The following is a 19,278-nucleotide window of genomic DNA, read 5'->3' as shown; positions in this document are numbered from 1 at the left end:
AAACGGTCACCCTGGGTGACCGTTTTTTGTTTAGTGCAGACTGCTACCAATATGGGCTACGTAGTTAGCCTTAAATATAGGCAGAGATTTTTTTGCATATCGTGCCGGGTATGCAGGGTGATGCCTAAAGATTCTAAACCGGTGTCTTTGAGTATCTCTGCAGACAAGGGAAGAAAGGCATCCTCTTCGTAGTGAGCGTGAGCCAGATAGTTCTCAGCCATACTCACCGACGCATCTTTGTCCAGCTTTGAGAACTTTCCCTTTGCCAGCTTCTTCACATCAGCTTCTATACCTTTCCACTGCTTTTCCAGATTGCGGTGTTCCTGGGTAAGCCGCTCAACCATTGCTTTAGCCTGAGTCAGCTCACTTCCAGGTTTAGCGCAATCCAGAACGACATTAAAGAGCTCCTGCTCTTCCTCCTGGTGGTGATTGAGGACCACTTCTTTATAAAACTGTACCAGTCTTTTTGCGCTCGTCTGAATTTCAGGCGACACAGGGTCAGATATATCGGACGTACCAAGTGCTTTCAGGGCTTCAAAATTCTGAATAATGCCTACGTGACACTGGGAAAAATCATTAACGGGGCTTTGTGCTTCTGTACTCATATATTCACCTGTAGGCTGTACGCGCATAGGCTACTGCGTAGCAAATGTTCACGGAATGATAAAACTATAGTAGTACGCTTGCTCTAATACTTTACTGATATTCGTCAATAATCAGCAGCTATATTTACTAATGGCTATCAGACAACTTTAAACAAGCCCTGGAAAGGGCTTGTAACTAGGTGAAATTGTTCAAAATAAACAGTTACTTAGGTATTGGGGCTTCCTCCCAGTCCATCTCTGCCATTTGTTGGTAGCGTTTGAATCGTTCACTGACATCATGCTGAGCTTTATCCAGGAAAGCTGCGGCTTCTGCTGGGTGGGCCTTTTGTAGTGAACTAAAGCGGGTTTCTTTACTGGCAAATTCAGCATAGGGAATAGAGGGTTGCTTTGAATCCAGTTTCAAGGGGTTCTGGTGCTCATCTGCTCGCCGTGGATCATAGCGAAACAGTGGCCAGTGGCCGCTGTCGACGGCTAATTTCTGATGTAGATGATTGTCTTTCATCTCGAACCCGTGCGCTATACAAGGGGAGTACGCGATGATCAGGGAAGGGCCGTCATAGGATTCTGCTTCAAGAAATGCCCGCAGTGTTTGTACATCCTTTGCAGCGTACGCGACATGAGCGACGTACACATGTTCATAATCCATGGCGATGCGAGCCAGGTCCTTCTTAGCCACCGACTTTCCTGAGGCGGAAAACTTAGCTACCGCGCCAACCGGTGTTGCTTTTGAAGTTTGCCCCCCTGTATTGGAGTACACCTCAGTATCCAGTACCAGAATATTTACATTGCGGCCTGATGCCAGCACGTGGTCCAGACCGCCAAAGCCGATATCATAAGCCCAGCCATCGCCTCCGATGATCCAGACGCTCTTGCGGCTGAGCTGGTCGGCCAGATGTCGCAATTCTATTGCCTGACTACCAAAGCTGTCATTGTCGCTCAGACTATCCAGCGCCAGTTTCAGTTTCTCGATTGATTGGCGCTGGCGTTCAATACCCGCCTCATCTGTCTCTTTCTCTTCTATGAGGTTTTGAACGAGTTCTGAGTCCAGCTGTGGCTGGAGTTCGAGCAACAGAGTGCCTGCGTATTCTTTTTGTTTATCTAATGCGACTCGCATGCCCAGCCCAAATTCTGCATTGTCTTCAAACAATGAGTTGTTCCAGGCCGGACCCCGGCCATCAGCATTTTTGGTCCAGGGTGTTGTGGGCAGGTTACCGCCATATATAGATGAACACCCGGTTGCGTTAGCGACCAGCATCCGGTCACCAAACAGTTGGCTGGCTAAGCGAATATAGGAGGTTTCTCCGCAGCCGGAGCAAGCCCCACTGAATTCAAAAAGAGGCTGGAACACCATAGAACCTTTTAGTGTTGCATTTTTCAGGGTGGTACGGTCGAACTCCGGCAGTGACAGGAAAAAGTTCCAGTTGTCTTTTTCGATGTCAAAGGTTTGATCTTTTGGCACCATGTTGATCGCTTTATGTTCCGGGTGCTGTTTATCGACTATAGGGCAGATATCAACACAGAGAGTGCACCCGGTACAGTCTTCAGGAGAAACCTGATAGCTCATATAGCTGTTTTCAGGGAAGTCCTTTGCGCCCTTAATGGGTACTGCTCTGAAGCCATCGGGCGCTTGTTGCAGTAAAGAACGATCGAAAATCTTACTCCGAATAACACTGTGCGGGCAGACCAGCACACACTTACCACAATGGGTGCAAAGCTCTTCATCCCAAAGAGGGAGTTCGGTGGCCAGATCCCGTTTTTCAAAAGCGGTAGTCCCAGTCGGCCAGGTGCCGTCTGCTGACAGGGCGCTTACAGGCACCTTATCACCATGACCGGCTATTAATTCGGCCGTTAGCTGACGGACAAAATCGTTGGCGCTATTGGCGCTGAGTTCATGCATTGGAATTCGGCTGGTCGCTTTCGCCTGTAAGGGTATTGAATGAAGCTCATTCAGGCTGGCATCGATCGCTTTCAGATTAAGCTCGATCACTTTTGGGTTGCTGCTGTACGATTTTCGCACGGCATCTTTGATCAGTTCTGTTGCCTGATCAATTGGCAGGATATCGGAGATCTTAAAGAAACAGCTTTGCATAATCGTGTTGATCCGCTTACCCATGCCGCAGGCGAGTGCCACTTTATATGCGTCTATCGCGAACAGACGGATCTGCTTTCTGATCAGTGTCTGTTGCACCGGTTCTGGAAGCGTATCCCAAAGTTCATCGGGCGATGCGCTGCTGTTGAGTAAGAACACAGCACCGTTACGTGCTTTGTCCAGCATTGGGTAGAGATCCAGAAAACGGGGTTGGTGGCAGGCGATGAAGTCAGCCTGATCTGTCTGTATTTCATACGCTGAATGAATCTTGCGGGGGCCAAAACGCAAGTGTGAAACGGTGACTGCACCGGATTTCTTGGAGTCATATACGAAGTGTCCCTGGGCATAATAATCTGCCAGGTCACCGATAATTTTAATACTGTTCTTGTTGGCACTGACGGTGCCATCGGCTCCTAAACCATAGAATACAGCCTGGTAAGTGTCTTTATGGGCGTCAGTTATGAATTGTTCATCGTAAGTTATGCTGGTGTGGGTCAGATCATCGTTAATACCAACGGTAAACAGATTCTTGCTGTCAGTTTTATTCAGTTCATCAAATACCCCCTTAATCATCGCCGGGGTAAACTCTTTGGAAGACAGGCCAAAACGGCCGCCAATCAGCTTAGGCAGTTCGGTTGCAGACTGCTGGCCTGAAAGGATGGATTGCATGAGGGCGGTGGTAATATCTTTGTACAGGGGTTCTCCATCAGCACCAGGTTCTTTGGTGCGATCGAGAACCGCGATCTGTTTAACGCTGTCTGGCAGGGCATTAAGTAAACGGGTTGCATCAAATGGCCGGAACAGCCGAACTTTCAATACGCCGGTTTTGGCCCCTTGTTTATTCAGGTAGTTGACAGTTTCATCAGCAGTTTCAGCTCCGGATCCCATTAGAATAACCACCGACTCTGCGTCAGCAGCACCTTCATATTCGTACAGCTTATACTGGCGACCGGTGATTTTGGCAAAATGGTCCATAGCCTGCTGTACCACTTCTGGAAATGCATCGTAATAGGGGTTACAGGCTTCACGGGCCTGGAAGAAGATATCAGGATTCTGTGAGGTGCCTCGCACCACAGGATGATCCGGCGAGAGGGCACGGCTTCGGCAATCGCGCACCCGCTCCATATCAACAAGTTGTCGCAGCATTGCTTCTGTTACAACTTCAACTTTGCTGACTTCGTGACTGGTACGAAATCCATCAAAAAAATGCAGTACCGGAACCCGGCCGTTGAGTGTTGCCATCTCTGCAATGGTGGCCATGTCCATCACTTCTTGTACCGAGTTTGATGCCAGCATGGCAAAACCCGTTGCCCGGGTAGCCATCACATCACTGTGGTCACAAAAGATTGAGAGGGCGTGGGTTGCCAGGGAGCGTGCAGCAATATGAAAGACTGTCGGGGTTAGTTCGCCGGCAATTTTGTACATATTGGGGATTTTCAGGAGCAGTCCCTGTGATGCAGTAAAAGTGGTCGTTTTAGCGCCAGCTTGCAATGCACCATGGACAGCACCGGCAGCACCGCCTTCACTCTGTAGTTCTACAACATCAGGAACGACTCCCCAGAGGTTTTTAACCCCTTCTGAACTCCAGCTATCGCTCATCTCTCCCATCGGTGAAGCCGGCGTTATCGGATAGATGGCGATAACATCATTTAGTTGATGGGCTATATAGGCTGCAGCTTCGTTACCATCCATCATACGAAATCTGGCTGTGCTCATGGCGATACTCCTGAACAAATAGGGCGACTATTGGCTGCACTCGGCAGATCAGAACTAGCTTTATATTAGTTTATTCTTATAAAGCTGCCATGGATTAACTATCAGTGCAGTGATTGTTCTGGATCAAATATCCTGACTGCTTTTTCAGAAAGCTGACAAGCTATAAAAGTTATTTACGTCGGGTTGTTAACTCTTGCCCGGTTTCCTCTATAATGGGCAGCTGTTTTTTATTCGATTCTTAACGTTGCCAGAGCCATAAGCGAATCCTGATGCTGCAGATCTATAACACCCTGACTAAAGAGAAAGCCCCCTTTAAACCACTGGAAGAGGGCAAAATCAACATGTATGTGTGCGGTATCACCGTATACGATTTCTGTCATATCGGACATGCCAGGGTTATGGTGTCTTTTGATGTCATTACTCGTTATCTGCGAGCGCGTGGATGGGATGTTACTTACGTCAGAAATATCACTGATGTAGACGATAAAATTATCAAGCGTGCGGCGGTCAATGGTGAAAGTCCGGATCAACTGACCGGGCGCATGATCGATGCTATGCATGAAGATGAAGATAAACTCAGTGTGTTACGTCCTGACCAGGAGCCTCGTGCGACGGCTCATATCCAGGATATCATCGACATGGTGGGCGTTCTGATAGGTAAAGGTTTTGCTTATGCTGCAGATAACGGTGATGTCTATTACCGGGTTGAGCGATTTGCCGACTATGGCAAGCTGACCAATAAAAATGTTGATGATTTGCGATCCGGTGCCCGGGTGGAAGTACAGGATGCAAAAGAAAGCCCATTAGACTTCGTTCTCTGGAAGGCGGCGAAAGAGGGTGAGGTAAGCTGGGAGTCTCCGTGGGGGGCTGGCCGTCCCGGTTGGCACATCGAGTGTTCTGCGATGTCTAAATGCTGCCTGGGAGATACCTTTGATATTCACGGCGGTGGGCCAGATCTGCCTTTCCCTCACCACGAGAATGAGATTGCACAGTCCGAAGCTGCGAACGGGGTTAAATTTGCTAATACCTGGATGCATGCGGGGGCTGTTCGTGTAAACGCTGAAAAAATGTCTAAGTCTCTGGGTAATTTCTTTACGATCCGGGATGTATTAGAAAAATATGATGCTGAGGTGGTCCGTTACTTCCTTTCATCCGTACATTACCGTAGCTATATCGATTATTCAGAGAGCAGTCTGAAAGAGGCACGCAGTGCGCTGGAACGTTTTTACCAGGCGCTTAATGGTGTAGATGTTGTAGCTGCGGAACTGGATAACGATTATGACGCGCGCTTTTATGCAGCAATGGATGATGATTTTAATACTCCGAAAGCGCTGGCGGTGCTGTTTGAGTTGGTGAATGAACTTAACTCTGCCAGCCGGGCCGGTGATGCTAAAGCATCTGCGTTAGCTGCTCAGTTGGTTCAGCTGGGTGGTATTCTGGGCTTGTTACAACAGTCGCCTGAGGCGTTTCTTCAGGGTGAAAGTAAAGCCGGCGAGATTACTCCGGAACAGATTGAAGCGCTGATACAGCAACGGGCTGACGCTAAAAAAGCGAAAGATTTTGCAACGGCAGATCAGGTGCGTGAAGATCTGGTGGCACAGGGGATTATCCTTAAAGATAGCCGTGAAGGCACTACCTGGTTCCGCGAGGGCTGAGTTCGCATTCAACAGATAGAGTAAATTTACCGCTAAGGCAGCTTTTTTGGCTGCCTTTTTTATGCGTGAGGACAGAGTGAATGAGTCAACAGACAACCCTTGTTATCTTCTGTAAACGGCCCTTACACGGGCAGGGCAAGCAGCGGATTGCTGCGACACTGGGTAAAGATGCGGCCTACCAGGTGGCTTGTGCGTTATTGAATTGTGCCCTTGAAGATTCACGTAGCTGGCCGGGGCCAGTGGTTCTTTCTCCGGGAAGTGAGTCTGATCGTGAGTGGGCTGAAGATCTCTTGCTGATGCAATACCAGGTAGTACCTCAGTGTGAAGGTAACCTGGGGCATAAGCTTAACTATGTTGATCAACTACTGCGCCAGCAGGGTGCTTCCCGGTTGCTGTTTATTGGCACCGATGCCCCGGAGCATACGGAGCGGTGTTACGTAGAATTTGATCAGTTACTGCAGGAGCACGACATTGTACTTTCTCCTGCAAATGATGGCGGAGTGACTGCAATGGGGGGGCGACAGCCCTGGCCAGCATTGGAAGGACTTCCCTGGAGTACACCCGCGTTAGGCGAACAACTTGGTCAGGCCTGTGAGGCATCAGGTTTTCAGGTTGCTTTCAGCTCCGCTGGGTACGATGTCGATACAGAAGCTGACTTGCACCGTTTACTTAATTCATTAGCACATGATTTAAGGCCTGCGCGCCAACAGCTGTTACAACTCTTAAAAGTGCTGCTTGATAGAAAGGAAACTGGTTAATATGGAGCTGATTCGTAGTCGTGACTGGTATACGACAACCGATGGTTCAGATCGCGGCTATATTCGTCCGCATCTGCTTAAAGAGTTATGGTTTCATACGGGCACAGCCTGTAATTTAAGCTGTGATTTTTGTCTTGAGGGCTCTGGTCCAGGTGATCAGCGTTTGGGCCTGGTCAAACTTGCGGATGTTCAGCCTTATATCGAACAAGCTTTAGAGTTGGGAGTTGAACAATTCTCCTTTACCGGTGGAGAGCCATTTCTGGCCAAGGATTTGGTTAAGATTCTTCAGCTTGCGTCAGATCATGCTCCATGCCTGGTTCTGACTAATGGCACCGACGCCTTGCAAAAACGTCTTCATCAGCTGGTCGGTTTGATACAGACAAAGTATCCGGTGAGCTTTCGGGTGAGTATAGATTCCCCTATCGCGGCTGATCACGATGCCGGGCGTGGAGAGGGGATGTTTGATCTGGCCCTGACCGGGATGAAAGCACTGTCTGATATGGGGTTTAATGTCTCAGTTGCCCGGCACATGGCTGATGGTGAAGATACGCCCAGTGTAGAAACACAGTACCGGGAAGTCTTTCACGCCAAAGGACTACCTGAGAATATAAAGTTCGTCGCATTTCCTGATTTTCTACCACCGGGTAGTCATGGCCACGGGCCGGACATCACCACAAACTGTATGACTCAATACCATACCGAAGAGTCTCGAAACAGTTTCATGTGTGCATTCAGCAAGATGATCGTTAAGCAAAATGATCGAATGCGAGTATATGCCTGTACGCTGGTGGACGATGATCCAGAATATGATCTGGGGGGGAATTTACGAGAAGCATTAGAACAACAGGTTAGTATGAAGCACCATCGTTGCTTTTCTTGTTTCAAATATGGCGCCTCATGCAGCGAAACTTAATTGGATCAGCGCCTGAAACCGCTTTGATGGCGATAAAACCTCGGTTAAAGCGCTTGCCTACGCAATTAACCTTCGCTTTTTCTTTCCGTCTTTCCTTGTCTAAACGGTCACTTGTTTTGGCTGACCTAAGGACTGGAGCGGGTATTTGAACAATATCTCTGTAGTTATCCCGGTGGGGCCGGCTGAAACAAATCTGGACCCCATGTTACGTCAGTTAATCTATATGGGAGATGCCAGCCAGGTCATCTTTGTCTTCTGTCCTCAGTCTGAACACCTGATGACTCAGTTGCCTTCACATCAACAGATTAAGTTCTTAACCGTTGAAGCAGGACGCGCCACCCAGTTAAATGCCGGTGCAGCGCAAGTTGATAACGGTTATATTTGGTTTCTACATCTGGATAGCCTGATTACGAATACACAGTGGCAGATGCTGAATCAAAGCCTTCAACGTAAACCTGATTGCCTTCATTACTTTGATCTTCGATTTCAATCTGATGGTAATGGGCCTATGTGGTTGAACAGCCAGGGAGCGAACTTGCGCTCTCGCTGGCTGGGTTTGCCTTTTGGTGATCAGGGATTTTGTCTCTCAGTTAATCAGTTTGAGAAGTTGGGGGGCTATCCTGTTGATGCTCCCTATGGTGAAGACCACCTGTTTATTTGGCGGGCTCATCAAAAGCGCATCAAATTAGCCAACACCGGCGCAGAGCTCAGTTCCAGTGCACGAAAGTATGCAGCAACCGGCTGGGGTCGGCTTACGCTGATCTATCAGTTATATTGGATTAAGCAGGCGCTGCCGCAACTATGGATTCTTCTTAAGCGCAGGGTTGCCTCGTTCTAGCCGTACCGGCTCTTCATGACAGCAGCCACAATTGGATGGCATTATGAATAAGTTTTCGACACTGACACAACTGCTGCGTTTTATGCTGCCTTATCGTCGCTATTGGGTGGGTGCCATGATCGCATTGTTCTTTACGGCCGGCATCACCCTGGCAATAGGGCAAGGCGTGCGTCTGGTGATCGACAATGGCTTTGTCGCCGGATCTGTATCGCAGTTAAATCAAGCGATTTTTCTGTTAGTGGTGATGGCGATCTTAATGGCCTGTGGCACCTTTATTCGGTTTTACCTTGTCTCATGGTTAGGAGAACGGGTCACCGCTGATATTCGCCAGTCGGTGTTTGATAACGTGATCGGTCTTCATCCCAGTTTTTTTGAAACTAACCGCAGCGGCGAGATAATGTCCCGACTCACCACTGATACTACTTTGCTGCAATCTATCATCGGCAGTTCTTTTTCCATGGCGTTACGCAGTCTGGTCACTACATCCGGCGCGCTGGTTATGCTGTTTGTCACTAACATTAAGTTGTCTCTTATTATTGTTGCCGGTGTGCCACTGATTCTCCTGCCTATCCTGATCTTTGGTCGCCGTGTTCGTTCCTTAGCGCGTAAAAGTCAGGACAGTATTGCGGATGTTGGCAGTTATGCTGGCGAGGTGATTCAGCAGATTAAGACCGTACAGAGCTATACCCAGGAAGCCCGGGAAAGTCATGCTTTTGGTGTTGAGGTTGATCGGGCATTCAGGGTTGCGCAACACCGTATTCGTCAGCGAGCTATGTTGATGGCGATGGTGATATTACTGGTGTTTGGTGCTTTATCAGGAATGCTCTGGGTCGGGGGTTATGATGTTATAACCGGAGCAATGTCAGCAGGAGAGCTTGGTGCCTTTGTCTTTTATGCGCTGATTGTGGCGATGGGGGTCGGGACAATGTCGGAAGTTTACGGTGAGTTGCAGCGGGCGGTCGGTGCAACAGAGCGCTTGATGGAGCTTTTGCATGCTGAACCCGAGATTAGCTCTCCCTCTCAGGACGCTGAGCAAACAACGATGGATACTTCTGCGCTTCGGGCAGAACTATCCCTGGAAGAAGTTACTTTTAACTATCCTTCACGTCCTGAGCAAGCGGCGCTTGAAGCTTTCTCCTTAACTCTGAAGGAGGGTGCTATAACGGCTTTGGTGGGGCCGTCTGGCGCGGGTAAATCTACTGTATTTGAACTGTTGCTACGTTTTTATGACCCGCTTAAGGGGCGGGTTTGCTTAGACTCAGTTAACCTGCGAGATTTTGATCCCCGTGTACTCAGAGAACAGATAGCACTGGTCTCACAACAGCCGGCACTTTTTACGGCGAATGTTATCGATAATATTCGTTACGGAAGAACTGATGCCAGTTATGAGGAGGTCATTGCTGCAGCAAAGGCCGCTTATGCCCATGAATTCATTGAGCGCTTACCGGATGGTTATGAAAGTGATCTGGGTGAGCAGGGCGTTCGCCTGTCTGGGGGCCAGAAACAGCGCATCGCGATTGCCCGAGCGATCCTGAATGATCGTCGGATATTGTTACTGGATGAAGCCACAAGTGCCCTGGATACAGAAAGTGAGCATAAGGTGCAATTAGCATTAGATACCCTGATGCAAGGGCGAACTACGGTCATTATCGCTCACCGCCTTTCGACAATATTACATGCAGATCAGATTGTAGTGATGGATCAGGGGCGGGTGGTAGCAACCGGGCGGCATGCAGAACTGTTAGAGAACTCAGAACTCTATGGCCGACTGGCAAAGCTGCAGTTCAAACGTGACTCCAGTACTCAGGAGTCACGTTTGTCATAATGGCGAGTTAGCTTTCCGAGGCTATTTTCCCTGATAATTCGGTGTGCGTTTCTCGACAAAGGCATTGACGGCTTCTAAGTGATCTTCAGTGTTGTGACAGATGCCCTGCATCAGTGCACAATGATCAAGGAATTCCGGAAGCTCCATTTTCTGAGCTGTTTTTAGCAAGCGTTTAGTCATACGCAACGCTTGGGGTGGCTTATCTGCCATTCGGTTTGCCAGTTCCGTTGCTTTTTCAATGAGCTGATCAGGTTCGACTACCTCAAGCAGAATACCCAGATCTTTCGCTTCATCTGCACCTATGACACGACCGGTCAGCGTGAGTTCAGCCGCTTTTTGATAACCGATTAGACGCTGTAGGAACCAGGCTCCGCCGTCGCCAGGGATGATACCCAGATTAACAAATGTTTCACCCAGAAGAGCTTTCGAAGAACCGATACGAAGGTCACACATGCAGGTAAGATCAAAGCCTGCCCCAATAGCCGGACCATTGACCGCAGCGATCACTGGAATGTCGATCTTTGCCATCGCCAAAGGGATACGCTGGATGCCCAGACGATATTTATTCTGTACGGTATACACGTCACCGGCAAAAGCGCCTTCTTTATGCTCGCCGTCACGCTCACTCATCTCCTTGATGTTACCGCCAGCCGAGAACGCACTGCCATCACCGGTAATAATAAGTACTGAAACATCTGGCGTGTGATTTACCCACTCGGCAACAGTAACCAGGTCATCGATTAAGGCTGTACCTGTAAGTGCGTTACGAACGTCATGGCGCTGAAAGGTAAGGGTAGCAACGCGATTATTTAGGACTAATGTGCTGTCGCTGAGTACTGGGAGTTGTAGTGTGTCAGTCATCTTCATTCCATGGCGGTTATTACTGGGCGGAGCTGGTGTTACATAGCAGCTACTTATAAGGCCTAAAAGTGTATCAGATCTGTTGTTTTTCGACAGTGTTTAGTCCGCTCAGATTATCCATAATGTATTGCTAGCCAAATGCAATCTTCGGTAGGAGATGTCCATTCAACCCGGTGTTTACGATGCGCCGGGATATGAAGATACTGTCCGGCGCTAAGTTCTACCGGCTCACTATCACAGTAAGCTATCCGAGCGCGGCCCTGCACTAATAAGACCCACTCATGACGATCCTGATCATACCAGTCGTTTTCAGGTGTCTGCTGGCCTCGGGACACAATCCGTTCAATTGTGAGATGGTCATTTTCTAACAAAACAGTGAATAACTCGTTAGGCAGGTCAGAAGGGATGTTAGTGAATAGATTTTGCATCAATTTGTCCGATGATCTTTAAGATCAAGGGTAGACCATAATTGAGAAAGTAGACTGAAGATTAAATCTTTCAACTTATAAAATATAAATCAAAAGTTACTGAATGCTAATTTATGATGATTTTGGTTGTACATATAGTGGCTCTTCAGGTTAAAGGAATTCAGCAATATAATTCCTGATAGAAAGCGTAAACGCGAAAAGGGTAAATGAGAAATCTGTGACTTTTTAGCTGGATATGCTGAGATGGATATTCCACCCCAGCATTAGGACTGCATTTCGCTTAAATTAGAACTTGTAGCCTACCCCAAGCATGAAAACGGTAGGGTCAATTTCAAGGCCGCCCATGTCTGTTCCATCGACTTCAACATTGGTATCGATATCCATTTTCCAAACGGCAGCATTTACTAACCATTGGTCATTAATAGAGTAATCGACACCTAGTTGAGCGCTGAGCCCCCAGGAGTCATCCAGCTTTAATTTGGTGCCTGCCAATGCTCCTGTTGTACCCTCAGAGAAGAAGGCTGTGTAGTTGATACCAACGCCAATGTAAGGCTGTAGAGGTGAACTGCTCTCCATAGGGTAGTACTGAATAGATAGAGTCGGTGGGAGATGCTCAGTTTCACCAACCTTTGTTCCGTCTAGTGTAATGTCATGTTTGAATGGTGTTGCTGCCAGCAATTCGACACCAATATTGTTGGTCAACATTAATGTTCCGGCTAAACCAATCTGGGTGTTATCCTCAACATCTAAGCCCGGTACTACAGTATTGTTTGTGGTGTCTGGGTTAACGTTGGCAAGCCCTATACGCAAAACCATATCACCAGCTTCATATGCCATACAGTTTGCTGCTGTGGCTAATGAAGCACCCATTACTACTGCAGAAATTACTTTTTTGTTCATCGATATATTCCCTTAATAAGCGTCAGTAAGTAAGACTCAGCTATTTGACGTTATTTATCCTGGAGGAATATTGATTTAAGACAGTTTTAGAAAACTGTAGAAATGTATCTTGACTAAAAGTTGCGCTACGTCAATTTAACCATGCAATCTATAGGGGTATTTATCGATTCGTAAAATTTAGCAGCTTCTGTAGAAAAACAGTGGGACTAATAAGCGTTATCCGTTAAGTGCTATCCGTTATCTAACTGACTATTTAAATGTCTATCGAGGTAAAATTTATGTCTGAGTGCTGCTGTTATATTTAAGGAAGGAAGTCAGCACAATCCCCGTCAAAGTTAACAGCGCAGCAAGCAGGTAGCCCGATGAAAAGGTGCCGCTTAACTCGGCCAGATAACCAGCCATCGTCGGCCCGCCAATTTGTCCTACACCGAAAAAGAAGGTCACATAACCGAATACTTTTCCAGCTTCAGAAGGCGGCAGCATATCGCTAACCATAGCAGCAATAATGGCGGGAATACTGAAGGCGGTAAGGGCAAACAGTATCATTGACAGATACAGCGAATATTCGCCTGACATTAATGCGACCAGCAGATAAGAAACTGTCTGAAGGCTATATACACCAATCAGTCCTGCTTTACGGCCAAAATGGTCCGAAATCCAGCCAAATAAAGCGCCGGAGAATACACTGAGTACACCGATTGTCATCCAGAGCGATCCGGCTTTAGCCTCACTAAATCCATATTCATCGACTAACGTTGTGACGATAAAAGTTGCGTAAATAACGTAGGTAAAACCAAACACGAAATAGATCGCGCCAATATGAGCAATCAGTCTTAAAAGGTTGTCCGGTGCTTGTTGTACATTGGATGCAGCTGTTGCTTCTACGGGTTCTTCACCCAGCGGGCTTATAGATAATGCATGAGGATTGTTGCGTACCAGCGCAGCGATAATCAATGTTAGTAAGGCAATAATAATCGAGAATGAGGCCCAGCCGATACGCCACCCAGAGTCGCCCCAGTTGCTGTTTAACCAGGGTATCAGCAGGCCGCTTGCCATAATTCCCAAACCATTACCAACAATCATATAGCCAGCAGCACGGCCGCGATATTTCTTGGAAAACCAATGGGCAACGAGTGTCATTGCCGTGATATTTGCCGCACCACTACCTATACCGGTAATGAAATACATTATAACAATCAGCCATAACTGTTGGCTAAGGCTCACAATGAGCATGCTGGCTGATATTAAAATCAGACCAACAACGATGGTTCTGCGTTCTCCAAAACGGGTGATCATCTTGCCGCAGAGAAATACCGACAGCAGATAACCGACAAAATTACCCGTGCTGATAAAACCCATTTCGGAATAACTGAGAGTAAGCGTTGTTCCCATGGATGGCAGTAACATTCCCAGAGCAAAACGCCCCAGTCCCATGCAGCAAAACAGGGTCAACATACCGGAAAATACGATTATCCAGGCATAGTGAATTTTGTGGACAGTCGTTGATGATCCTCGATTCATGAACATATAAAGTAATTATTCTCGGTAATCTTCTCAGCGTTATGCTTTGTAGTGAATTGAAGGGAGTAGAAAGTATGTTCGCGGTGATTTTTAATGTTCAATAATACAGCGACTGAGATGACCGAGTAAAATATGATTTAGTCGTAAGAGCAGGGTAGAAAGTTCAGTCAAAAAAACGTTGTCGCTGGGGTTATTCGAATAGAGTTCTGAAATAGTAAGAAATATGACAGGCAAAAAAAAGCAGCCCTAAGGCTGCTTTTTAAGATGTTAATCGCTTAGTTAAACTGGTTAGAGGTGTTTTTCGCACCGCCAGCTTTCAGAGCGTTCTCACCTGCAAAGTATTCTTTGTGGTCGTCGCCCATGTCAGAACCAGACATGTTCTGGTGCTTAACACATGCGATACCCTGACGAATCTCTTTACGCTGTACGCCAGCAACATAGCCCAGCATACCTTCGTCACCGAAGTACTCTTTAGCCAGGTTGTCAGTAGACAGCGCAGCGGTGTGGTAAGTCGGCAGAGTGATCAGGTGATGGAAGATGTTCGCTTCACGGGCAGAATCAGCCTGGAAGGTACGGATCTTATCGTCTGCATCAGCAGCCAGTTCGGTGCTATCGTAATCAGCATTCATCAGATCAGCACGATCGTAAGCAGATACATCCTGGCCAGCTTCAACCCAGCGGTCGTATGCTTGCTGACGGAAGTTCAGAGTCCAGTTGAAAGAAGGTGAGTTGTTGTAAACCAGCTTCGCATCCGGAATCTCTTTACGTACTTCGTTCATCATGCCCGCGATGTCAGCAACGCTTGGTGTCGCAGTTTCGATCCAGATAAGGTCAGCACCCGCTTTAATCGCTTCGATGCTATCAAATACGCAACGCTCTTCACCGGTACCCTGACGGAACTGATACAGACCAGAAGGCAGACGCTTAGGACGAACCAGCTTACCGTCACGGTTGAAGCATACATCGCCTTCAGCCATTTGAGATACGTCGATCTCTTCAACATCCAGGTAAGAGTTGTAACGATCACCCTGGTCGCCAGGCTCTTTAACAACAGCGATCTCTTTGGTCAGGCCAGCACCTTCAGAGTCGGTCCGTGCAACGATAACGCCGTTATCAACACCCAGCTCAAGGAATGCATAACGTAGCGCACGTAGCTTGGTGTGGAAGTCAGCGTGAGGTACGGTTACTTTACCGTCCTGGTGGCCACACTGCTTTTCGTCAGCAACCTGGTTTTCAATCTGCAGGCAGCATGCGCCAGCTTCGATCATCTGCTTAGCCATCAGGTAAGTCGCTTCAGCGTTACCGAAACCAGCATCGATGTCCGCAACGATTGGCACTACGTGAGTAACATGGTTGTCGATCTGATCCTGAATTTTAGCTTCTTCAGCAGTGTTGCCAGCTTCACGAGCAGCATCCAGCGCGCGGAACAAACCGCCCAGTTCACGTGCATCAGCTTGACGCAGGAAGGTGTATAGCTCTTCTACCAGGCCAGCAACAGAAGTCTTCTCATGCATAGACTGATCAGGCAGAGGACCGAAATCAGAACGCAGAGCAGCAACCATCCAACCTGAAAGGTACAGGTAACGGCGATCAGTCTGGCCGTTGAAGTGCTTTTTAATAGAGATCAGCTTCTGCTGACCGATAAAACCGTGCCAGCAACCCAGAGACTGAGTGTACTTGGTTTTGTCAGCGTCAAAGGCAGCCATGTCAGCGCGCATCAGATCCGCGGTGTATTTAGCGATGTCTAAGCCAGTTTTAAATTTGTTCTGAGCACGCATGCGGGCAGCAGACTCTGGGTTGATGGCATCCCATGGGTTACCAGCAGCGGCTTTTAAACCGGCGATAGTATCAATGTCCTGGTTTAGTGTAGACATGGTAAATCCTCAGCGTAACTATTTAGTAAATTGAATGTGGCTCATTAAAAATCAAGCCAGTGTTTCCCTAAGCCCAACTTATTATTTGAATAATCGCCACGAACGATATTCAGGCCTGGCAGATTGTTGAGTCCTCTGTCAGGTAATAGTGCTGAATGATGATATTATTTCGCAGCTGCGTCAAAGAGATTTTTGTGCAGGTGCGTAATTGTAGTTTTGCTACATACTCTATGTCATAGGCCTGGTTGATTTATTAGCTTAGCAAAGCTCTCTATAAGCCCTTGAAGGTCCATGAGCAGGGCGTTTGAGGAGATAACTCAAAAGGGTTACGACTTTAGTCGCGGGAAATTTCGCTGAATTAATAATGTATTTGGTTATTAAAAATGGTTTTTATATTCCAATAAGTTCCTATCGAATTTGACTACAAAACCCCACCTGTATCCAAAATTTAAGTAATGCAGCGCTTGTCAGGTCGTTGCTAAGGTATATGAAGGCGTACAGACGTCGTCGCTTATTAGAGGTTTATCACAGGCAGGGATCTGCAGACCAGATAGCAGTGATGTCAGAGGTTCTGTCTTAATACTTAAATAAGCCGAGATGACTGCTTGGTTAGTTACTTGAACTTGGGGCTAGGCTTTTTTGCGGTTGCAGCATAGATATCAAGGCTGCTTTATGCTGCGCTGCACACTGTATTTTTTGATAAACGGTTAAGCGGTTCTTTCTGCTGTTACGGCCGTTAACTGTAAAGCAGGCGAGGGGAGATTATTTAAGCCTGAGGTATTATTTCATCATTCTATTGTTTCTATGGATGGAAATAACCCAGTCTGTCGCACTGACTGGGCTAATGAAAAAGAACACTGGGTGTCCTTTTTAGATCTATTGAACGCTATCGCTAGTCAGTAATGAGCGTCAGATATGAAGCGTCAATATCCACATTGACGTAGGCCATGCCTAATTTGTTCAAGTACTCTAGTCGGTCGGCCTTCATCAAATCGATTTCAGGAGCACCGAACCCGTTGCTCTGATAAATACCAGCAAGGAAAGCCATAAAGTTTTCCCCCTCTTTGACTAACAATAAACTCGCTGCACCGACATCAGGCTTTACCTTAATGTTTTGCTCTTCAGGGAGTTTTATTTCAAACACAACAGGCTGCTCTTCACCCTCAATTCGAACGCTGCGGTCTCTCACCGTTTGTTCTGCCCAGTAAAATGCTAACTCTTTACTCTGTGTTAAAAAAACGGGCTCAATAGACTCTGTATAACTATTCCCGATCGTGGCCATTGTTTTTTTGGCAGCTGCCTTCAGTGCTTTATCACCGGAACGTTTTAACCCCTGCGCTTTTATTGAATCAATCAGCGCCGATGAGGTGCCGTGGTACCAGGTATCGCTCGTAGCAAGCCCCTGTTCGGTTAACAAATCTTTTGCATCTTGTAGGGAAGCAGGTGTATTAGTCATATTCGAAATCACTTAATCAGTTTGCAGTAGAAAGCAGATTGGATTTTAACGTAAAAAGCCATTCGATTCTTTCATAGGTTGCTACCTTACTTATAAAAAAGGCGGCTCCTAATTTAAGGACCGCCTTTATATCCAAAGATGGATGGTATCCCGGTGGTGCCTGAGCATTAGCCGGGATACTTCATTCTAACTAATTCAACTTAGTTGAACTGGTTAGAGGTGTTTTTCGCACCGCCAGCTTTCAGAGCGTTCTCACCTGCAAAGTATTCTTTGTGGTCGTCGCCCATGTCAGAACCAGACATGTTCTGGTGCTTAACACATGCGATACCCTGACGAATCTCTTTACGCTGTACGCCAGCAACATAGCCCAGCATACCTTCGTCACCGAAGTACTCTTTAGCCAGGTTGTCAGTAGACAGCGCAGCGGTGTGGTAAGTCGGCAGAGTGATCAGGTGATGGAAGATGTTCGCTTCACGGGCAGAATCAGCCTGGAAGGTACGGATCTTATCGTCTGCATCAGCAGCCAGTTCGGTGCTATCGTAATCAGCATTCATCAGATCAGCACGATCGTAAGCAGATACATCCTGGCCAGCTTCAACCCAGCGGTCGTATGCTTGCTGACGGAAGTTCAGAGTCCAGTTGAAAGAAGGTGAGTTGTTGTAAACCAGCTTCGCATCCGGAATCTCTTTACGTACTTCGTTCATCATGCCCGCGATGTCAGCAACGCTTGGTGTCGCAGTTTCGATCCAGATAAGGTCAGCACCCGCTTTAATCGCTTCGATGCTATCAAATACGCAACGCTCTTCACCGGTACCCTGACGGAACTGATACAGACCAGAAGGCAGACGCTTAGGACGAACCAGCTTACCGTCACGGTTGAAGCATACATCGCCTTCAGCCATTTGAGATACGTCGATCTCTTCAACATCCAGGTAAGAGTTGTAACGATCACCCTGGTCGCCAGGCTCTTTAACAACAGCGATCTCTTTGGTCAGGCCAGCACCTTCAGAGTCGGTCCGTGCAACGATAACGCCGTTATCAACACCCAGCTCAAGGAATGCATAACGTAGCGCACGTAGCTTGGTGTGGAAGTCAGCGTGAGGTACGGTTACTTTACCGTCCTGGTGGCCACACTGCTTTTCGTCAGCAACCTGGTTTTCAATCTGCAGGCAGCATGCGCCAGCTTCGATCATCTGCTTAGCCATCAGGTAAGTCGCTTCAGCGTTACCGAAACCAGCATCGATGTCCGCAACGATTGGCACTACGTGAGTAACATGGTTGTCGATCTGATCCTGAATTTTAGCTTCTTCAGCAGTGTTGCCAGCTTCACGAGCAGCATCCAGCGCGCGGAACAAACCGCCCAGTTCACGTGCATCAGCTTGACGCAGGAAGGTGTATAGCTCTTCTACCAGGCCAGCAACAGAAGTCTTCTCATGCATAGACTGATCAGGCAGAGGACCGAAATCAGAACGCAGAGCAGCAACCATCCAACCTGAAAGGTACAGGTAACGGCGATCAGTCTGGCCGTTGAAGTGCTTTTTAATAGAGATCAGCTTCTGCTGACCGATAAAACCGTGCCAGCAACCCAGAGACTGAGTGTACTTGGTTTTGTCAGCGTCAAAGGCAGCCATGTCAGCGCGCATCAGATCCGCGGTGTATTTAGCGATGTCTAAGCCAGTTTTAAATTTGTTCTGAGCACGCATGCGGGCAGCAGACTCTGGGTTGATGGCATCCCATGGGTTACCAGCAGAGGCTTTTAAACCGGCGATGGCATCAATGTCCTGGTTTAGTGTAGACATGTACGTCTCCTTCTATCATTCGCTTGGCAGCTGAATTGCC

At 47.6% G+C, this 19,278-nt stretch carries 14 protein-coding genes; 5 read left to right on the top strand and 9 right to left on the bottom strand.

Translation table 11 applies throughout. The features are described from left to right. Positions 1–56: 56 nt before the first annotated feature. Together AMJAP_RS08985 and nifJ are read right to left on the bottom strand one after the other, a co-directional pair. A complete protein-coding gene (locus AMJAP_RS08985) occupies positions 57–605 on the bottom strand; it encodes a hemerythrin domain-containing protein (RefSeq protein WP_201356362.1) in 549 nt (182 codons plus the stop codon). A 202-nt stretch (positions 606–807) separates the two neighbouring features. Next, positions 808–4,410, bottom strand: coding sequence for a pyruvate:ferredoxin (flavodoxin) oxidoreductase (gene nifJ / locus AMJAP_RS08980; protein WP_019622367.1), 3,603 nt, complete (start codon positions 4,408–4,410; stop codon positions 808–810). A 269-nt stretch (positions 4,411–4,679) separates the two neighbouring features. On the opposite strand from nifJ, the gene cysS reads away from it, so the two are divergent. The 5 genes from cysS (at position 4,680) to AMJAP_RS08955 (ending at position 10,399) form a co-directional block, all read left to right on the top strand. After that, complete coding sequence (gene cysS / locus AMJAP_RS08975) at positions 4,680–6,065, top strand: cysteine--tRNA ligase (protein WP_019622368.1); 1,386 nt, start codon at positions 4,680–4,682, stop codon at positions 6,063–6,065. Positions 6,066–6,145: 80 nt separating this feature from the next. Further along, a complete protein-coding gene (locus AMJAP_RS08970; protein ID WP_019622369.1) occupies positions 6,146–6,823 on the top strand; it encodes a TIGR04282 family arsenosugar biosynthesis glycosyltransferase in 678 nt (225 codons plus the stop codon). Between the two features lies 1 nt (position 6,824). Continuing rightward, complete coding sequence (locus AMJAP_RS08965; protein ID WP_019622370.1) at positions 6,825–7,736, top strand: radical SAM protein; 912 nt, start codon at positions 6,825–6,827, stop codon at positions 7,734–7,736. 145 nt (positions 7,737–7,881) lie between these two features. Continuing rightward, the gene (locus tag AMJAP_RS08960) at positions 7,882–8,574 is read left to right on the top strand and encodes a glycosyltransferase family protein (protein WP_019622371.1); all 693 of its coding nucleotides are present in this window, start codon (positions 7,882–7,884) and stop codon (positions 8,572–8,574) included. Between the two features lie 43 nt (positions 8,575–8,617). Continuing rightward, positions 8,618–10,399, top strand: a complete 1,782-nt coding sequence (locus AMJAP_RS08955; RefSeq protein WP_019622372.1) for an ABC transporter transmembrane domain-containing protein — start codon at positions 8,618–8,620, stop codon at positions 10,397–10,399. A 21-nt stretch (positions 10,400–10,420) separates the two neighbouring features. Here the strand turns inward: AMJAP_RS08955 and AMJAP_RS08950 are convergent, their stop codons facing one another. From AMJAP_RS08950 to AMJAP_RS08920, 7 genes are all read right to left on the bottom strand, one after another. Continuing rightward, positions 10,421–11,260: an enoyl-CoA hydratase-related protein gene (locus AMJAP_RS08950; RefSeq protein ID WP_019622373.1), complete on the bottom strand. Its 840-nt coding sequence runs from the start codon at positions 11,258–11,260 to the stop codon at positions 10,421–10,423. Positions 11,261–11,373: 113 nt separating this feature from the next. Then, positions 11,374–11,688: a cupin domain-containing protein gene (locus tag AMJAP_RS08945; protein WP_019622374.1), complete on the bottom strand. Its 315-nt coding sequence runs from the start codon at positions 11,686–11,688 to the stop codon at positions 11,374–11,376. Between the two features lie 285 nt (positions 11,689–11,973). Next, a complete protein-coding gene (locus tag AMJAP_RS08940) occupies positions 11,974–12,558 on the bottom strand; it encodes an OmpW/AlkL family protein (protein ID WP_328702001.1) in 585 nt (194 codons plus the stop codon). A gap of 306 nt (positions 12,559–12,864) precedes the next feature. Next, positions 12,865–14,115, bottom strand: coding sequence for an MFS transporter (locus tag AMJAP_RS08935; RefSeq protein ID WP_236588711.1), 1,251 nt, complete (start codon positions 14,113–14,115; stop codon positions 12,865–12,867). A gap of 269 nt (positions 14,116–14,384) precedes the next feature. Next, on the bottom strand, positions 14,385–15,983 hold the full coding sequence (locus AMJAP_RS08930) for an isocitrate lyase (protein WP_201356361.1): 1,599 nt from the start codon (positions 15,981–15,983) through the stop codon (positions 14,385–14,387). 892 nt (positions 15,984–16,875) lie between these two features. Beyond that, positions 16,876–17,451 carry a hypothetical protein gene (locus tag AMJAP_RS08925; RefSeq protein WP_236588710.1) on the bottom strand — a complete coding sequence of 192 codons (576 nt, stop codon included), beginning with the start codon at positions 17,449–17,451 and terminating at the stop codon, positions 16,876–16,878. Between the two features lie 188 nt (positions 17,452–17,639). Then, entirely contained in the window at positions 17,640–19,238 is a 1,599-nt protein-coding gene (locus tag AMJAP_RS08920; RefSeq protein WP_201356360.1) for an isocitrate lyase, read from the bottom strand. Between the last annotated feature and the right edge of the window lie 40 nt (positions 19,239–19,278).

Source organism: Amphritea japonica ATCC BAA-1530 (assembly GCF_016592435.1).
GTDB classification, from domain to species: Bacteria; Pseudomonadota; Gammaproteobacteria; order Pseudomonadales; family Balneatricaceae; genus Amphritea; species Amphritea japonica.
The sequence above is the reverse complement of the archived record's forward strand: the minus strand, read 5'-3'. Positions and strand labels throughout refer to the sequence as shown.

Excerpts from the sequence above, each read along its gene's own strand:
- AMJAP_RS08985 (WP_201356362.1), bottom strand. The coding sequence starts at position 605 with ATGAGTACAGAAGCACAAAGCCCCGTTAATGATTTTTCCCAGTGTCAC.
- nifJ (WP_019622367.1), bottom strand. The coding sequence starts at position 4,410 with ATGAGCACAGCCAGATTTCGTATGATGGATGGTAACGAAGCTGCAGCC.
- cysS (WP_019622368.1), top strand. The coding sequence starts at position 4,680 with ATGCTGCAGATCTATAACACCCTGACTAAAGAGAAAGCCCCCTTTAAA.
- AMJAP_RS08970 (WP_019622369.1), top strand. The coding sequence starts at position 6,146 with ATGAGTCAACAGACAACCCTTGTTATCTTCTGTAAACGGCCCTTACAC.
- AMJAP_RS08965 (WP_019622370.1), top strand. The coding sequence starts at position 6,825 with ATGGAGCTGATTCGTAGTCGTGACTGGTATACGACAACCGATGGTTCA.
- AMJAP_RS08955 (WP_019622372.1), top strand. The coding sequence starts at position 8,618 with ATGAATAAGTTTTCGACACTGACACAACTGCTGCGTTTTATGCTGCCT.
- AMJAP_RS08950 (WP_019622373.1), bottom strand. The coding sequence starts at position 11,260 with ATGACTGACACACTACAACTCCCAGTACTCAGCGACAGCACATTAGTC.
- AMJAP_RS08945 (WP_019622374.1), bottom strand. The coding sequence starts at position 11,688 with ATGCAAAATCTATTCACTAACATCCCTTCTGACCTGCCTAACGAGTTA.
- AMJAP_RS08940 (WP_328702001.1), bottom strand. The coding sequence starts at position 12,558 with ATGGGTGCTTCATTAGCCACAGCAGCAAACTGTATGGCATATGAAGCT.
- AMJAP_RS08935 (WP_236588711.1), bottom strand. The coding sequence starts at position 14,115 with ATGTTCATGAATCGAGGATCATCAACGACTGTCCACAAAATTCACTAT.
- AMJAP_RS08930 (WP_201356361.1), bottom strand. The coding sequence starts at position 15,983 with ATGTCTACACTAAACCAGGACATTGATACTATCGCCGGTTTAAAAGCC.
- AMJAP_RS08920 (WP_201356360.1), bottom strand. The coding sequence starts at position 19,238 with ATGTCTACACTAAACCAGGACATTGATGCCATCGCCGGTTTAAAAGCC.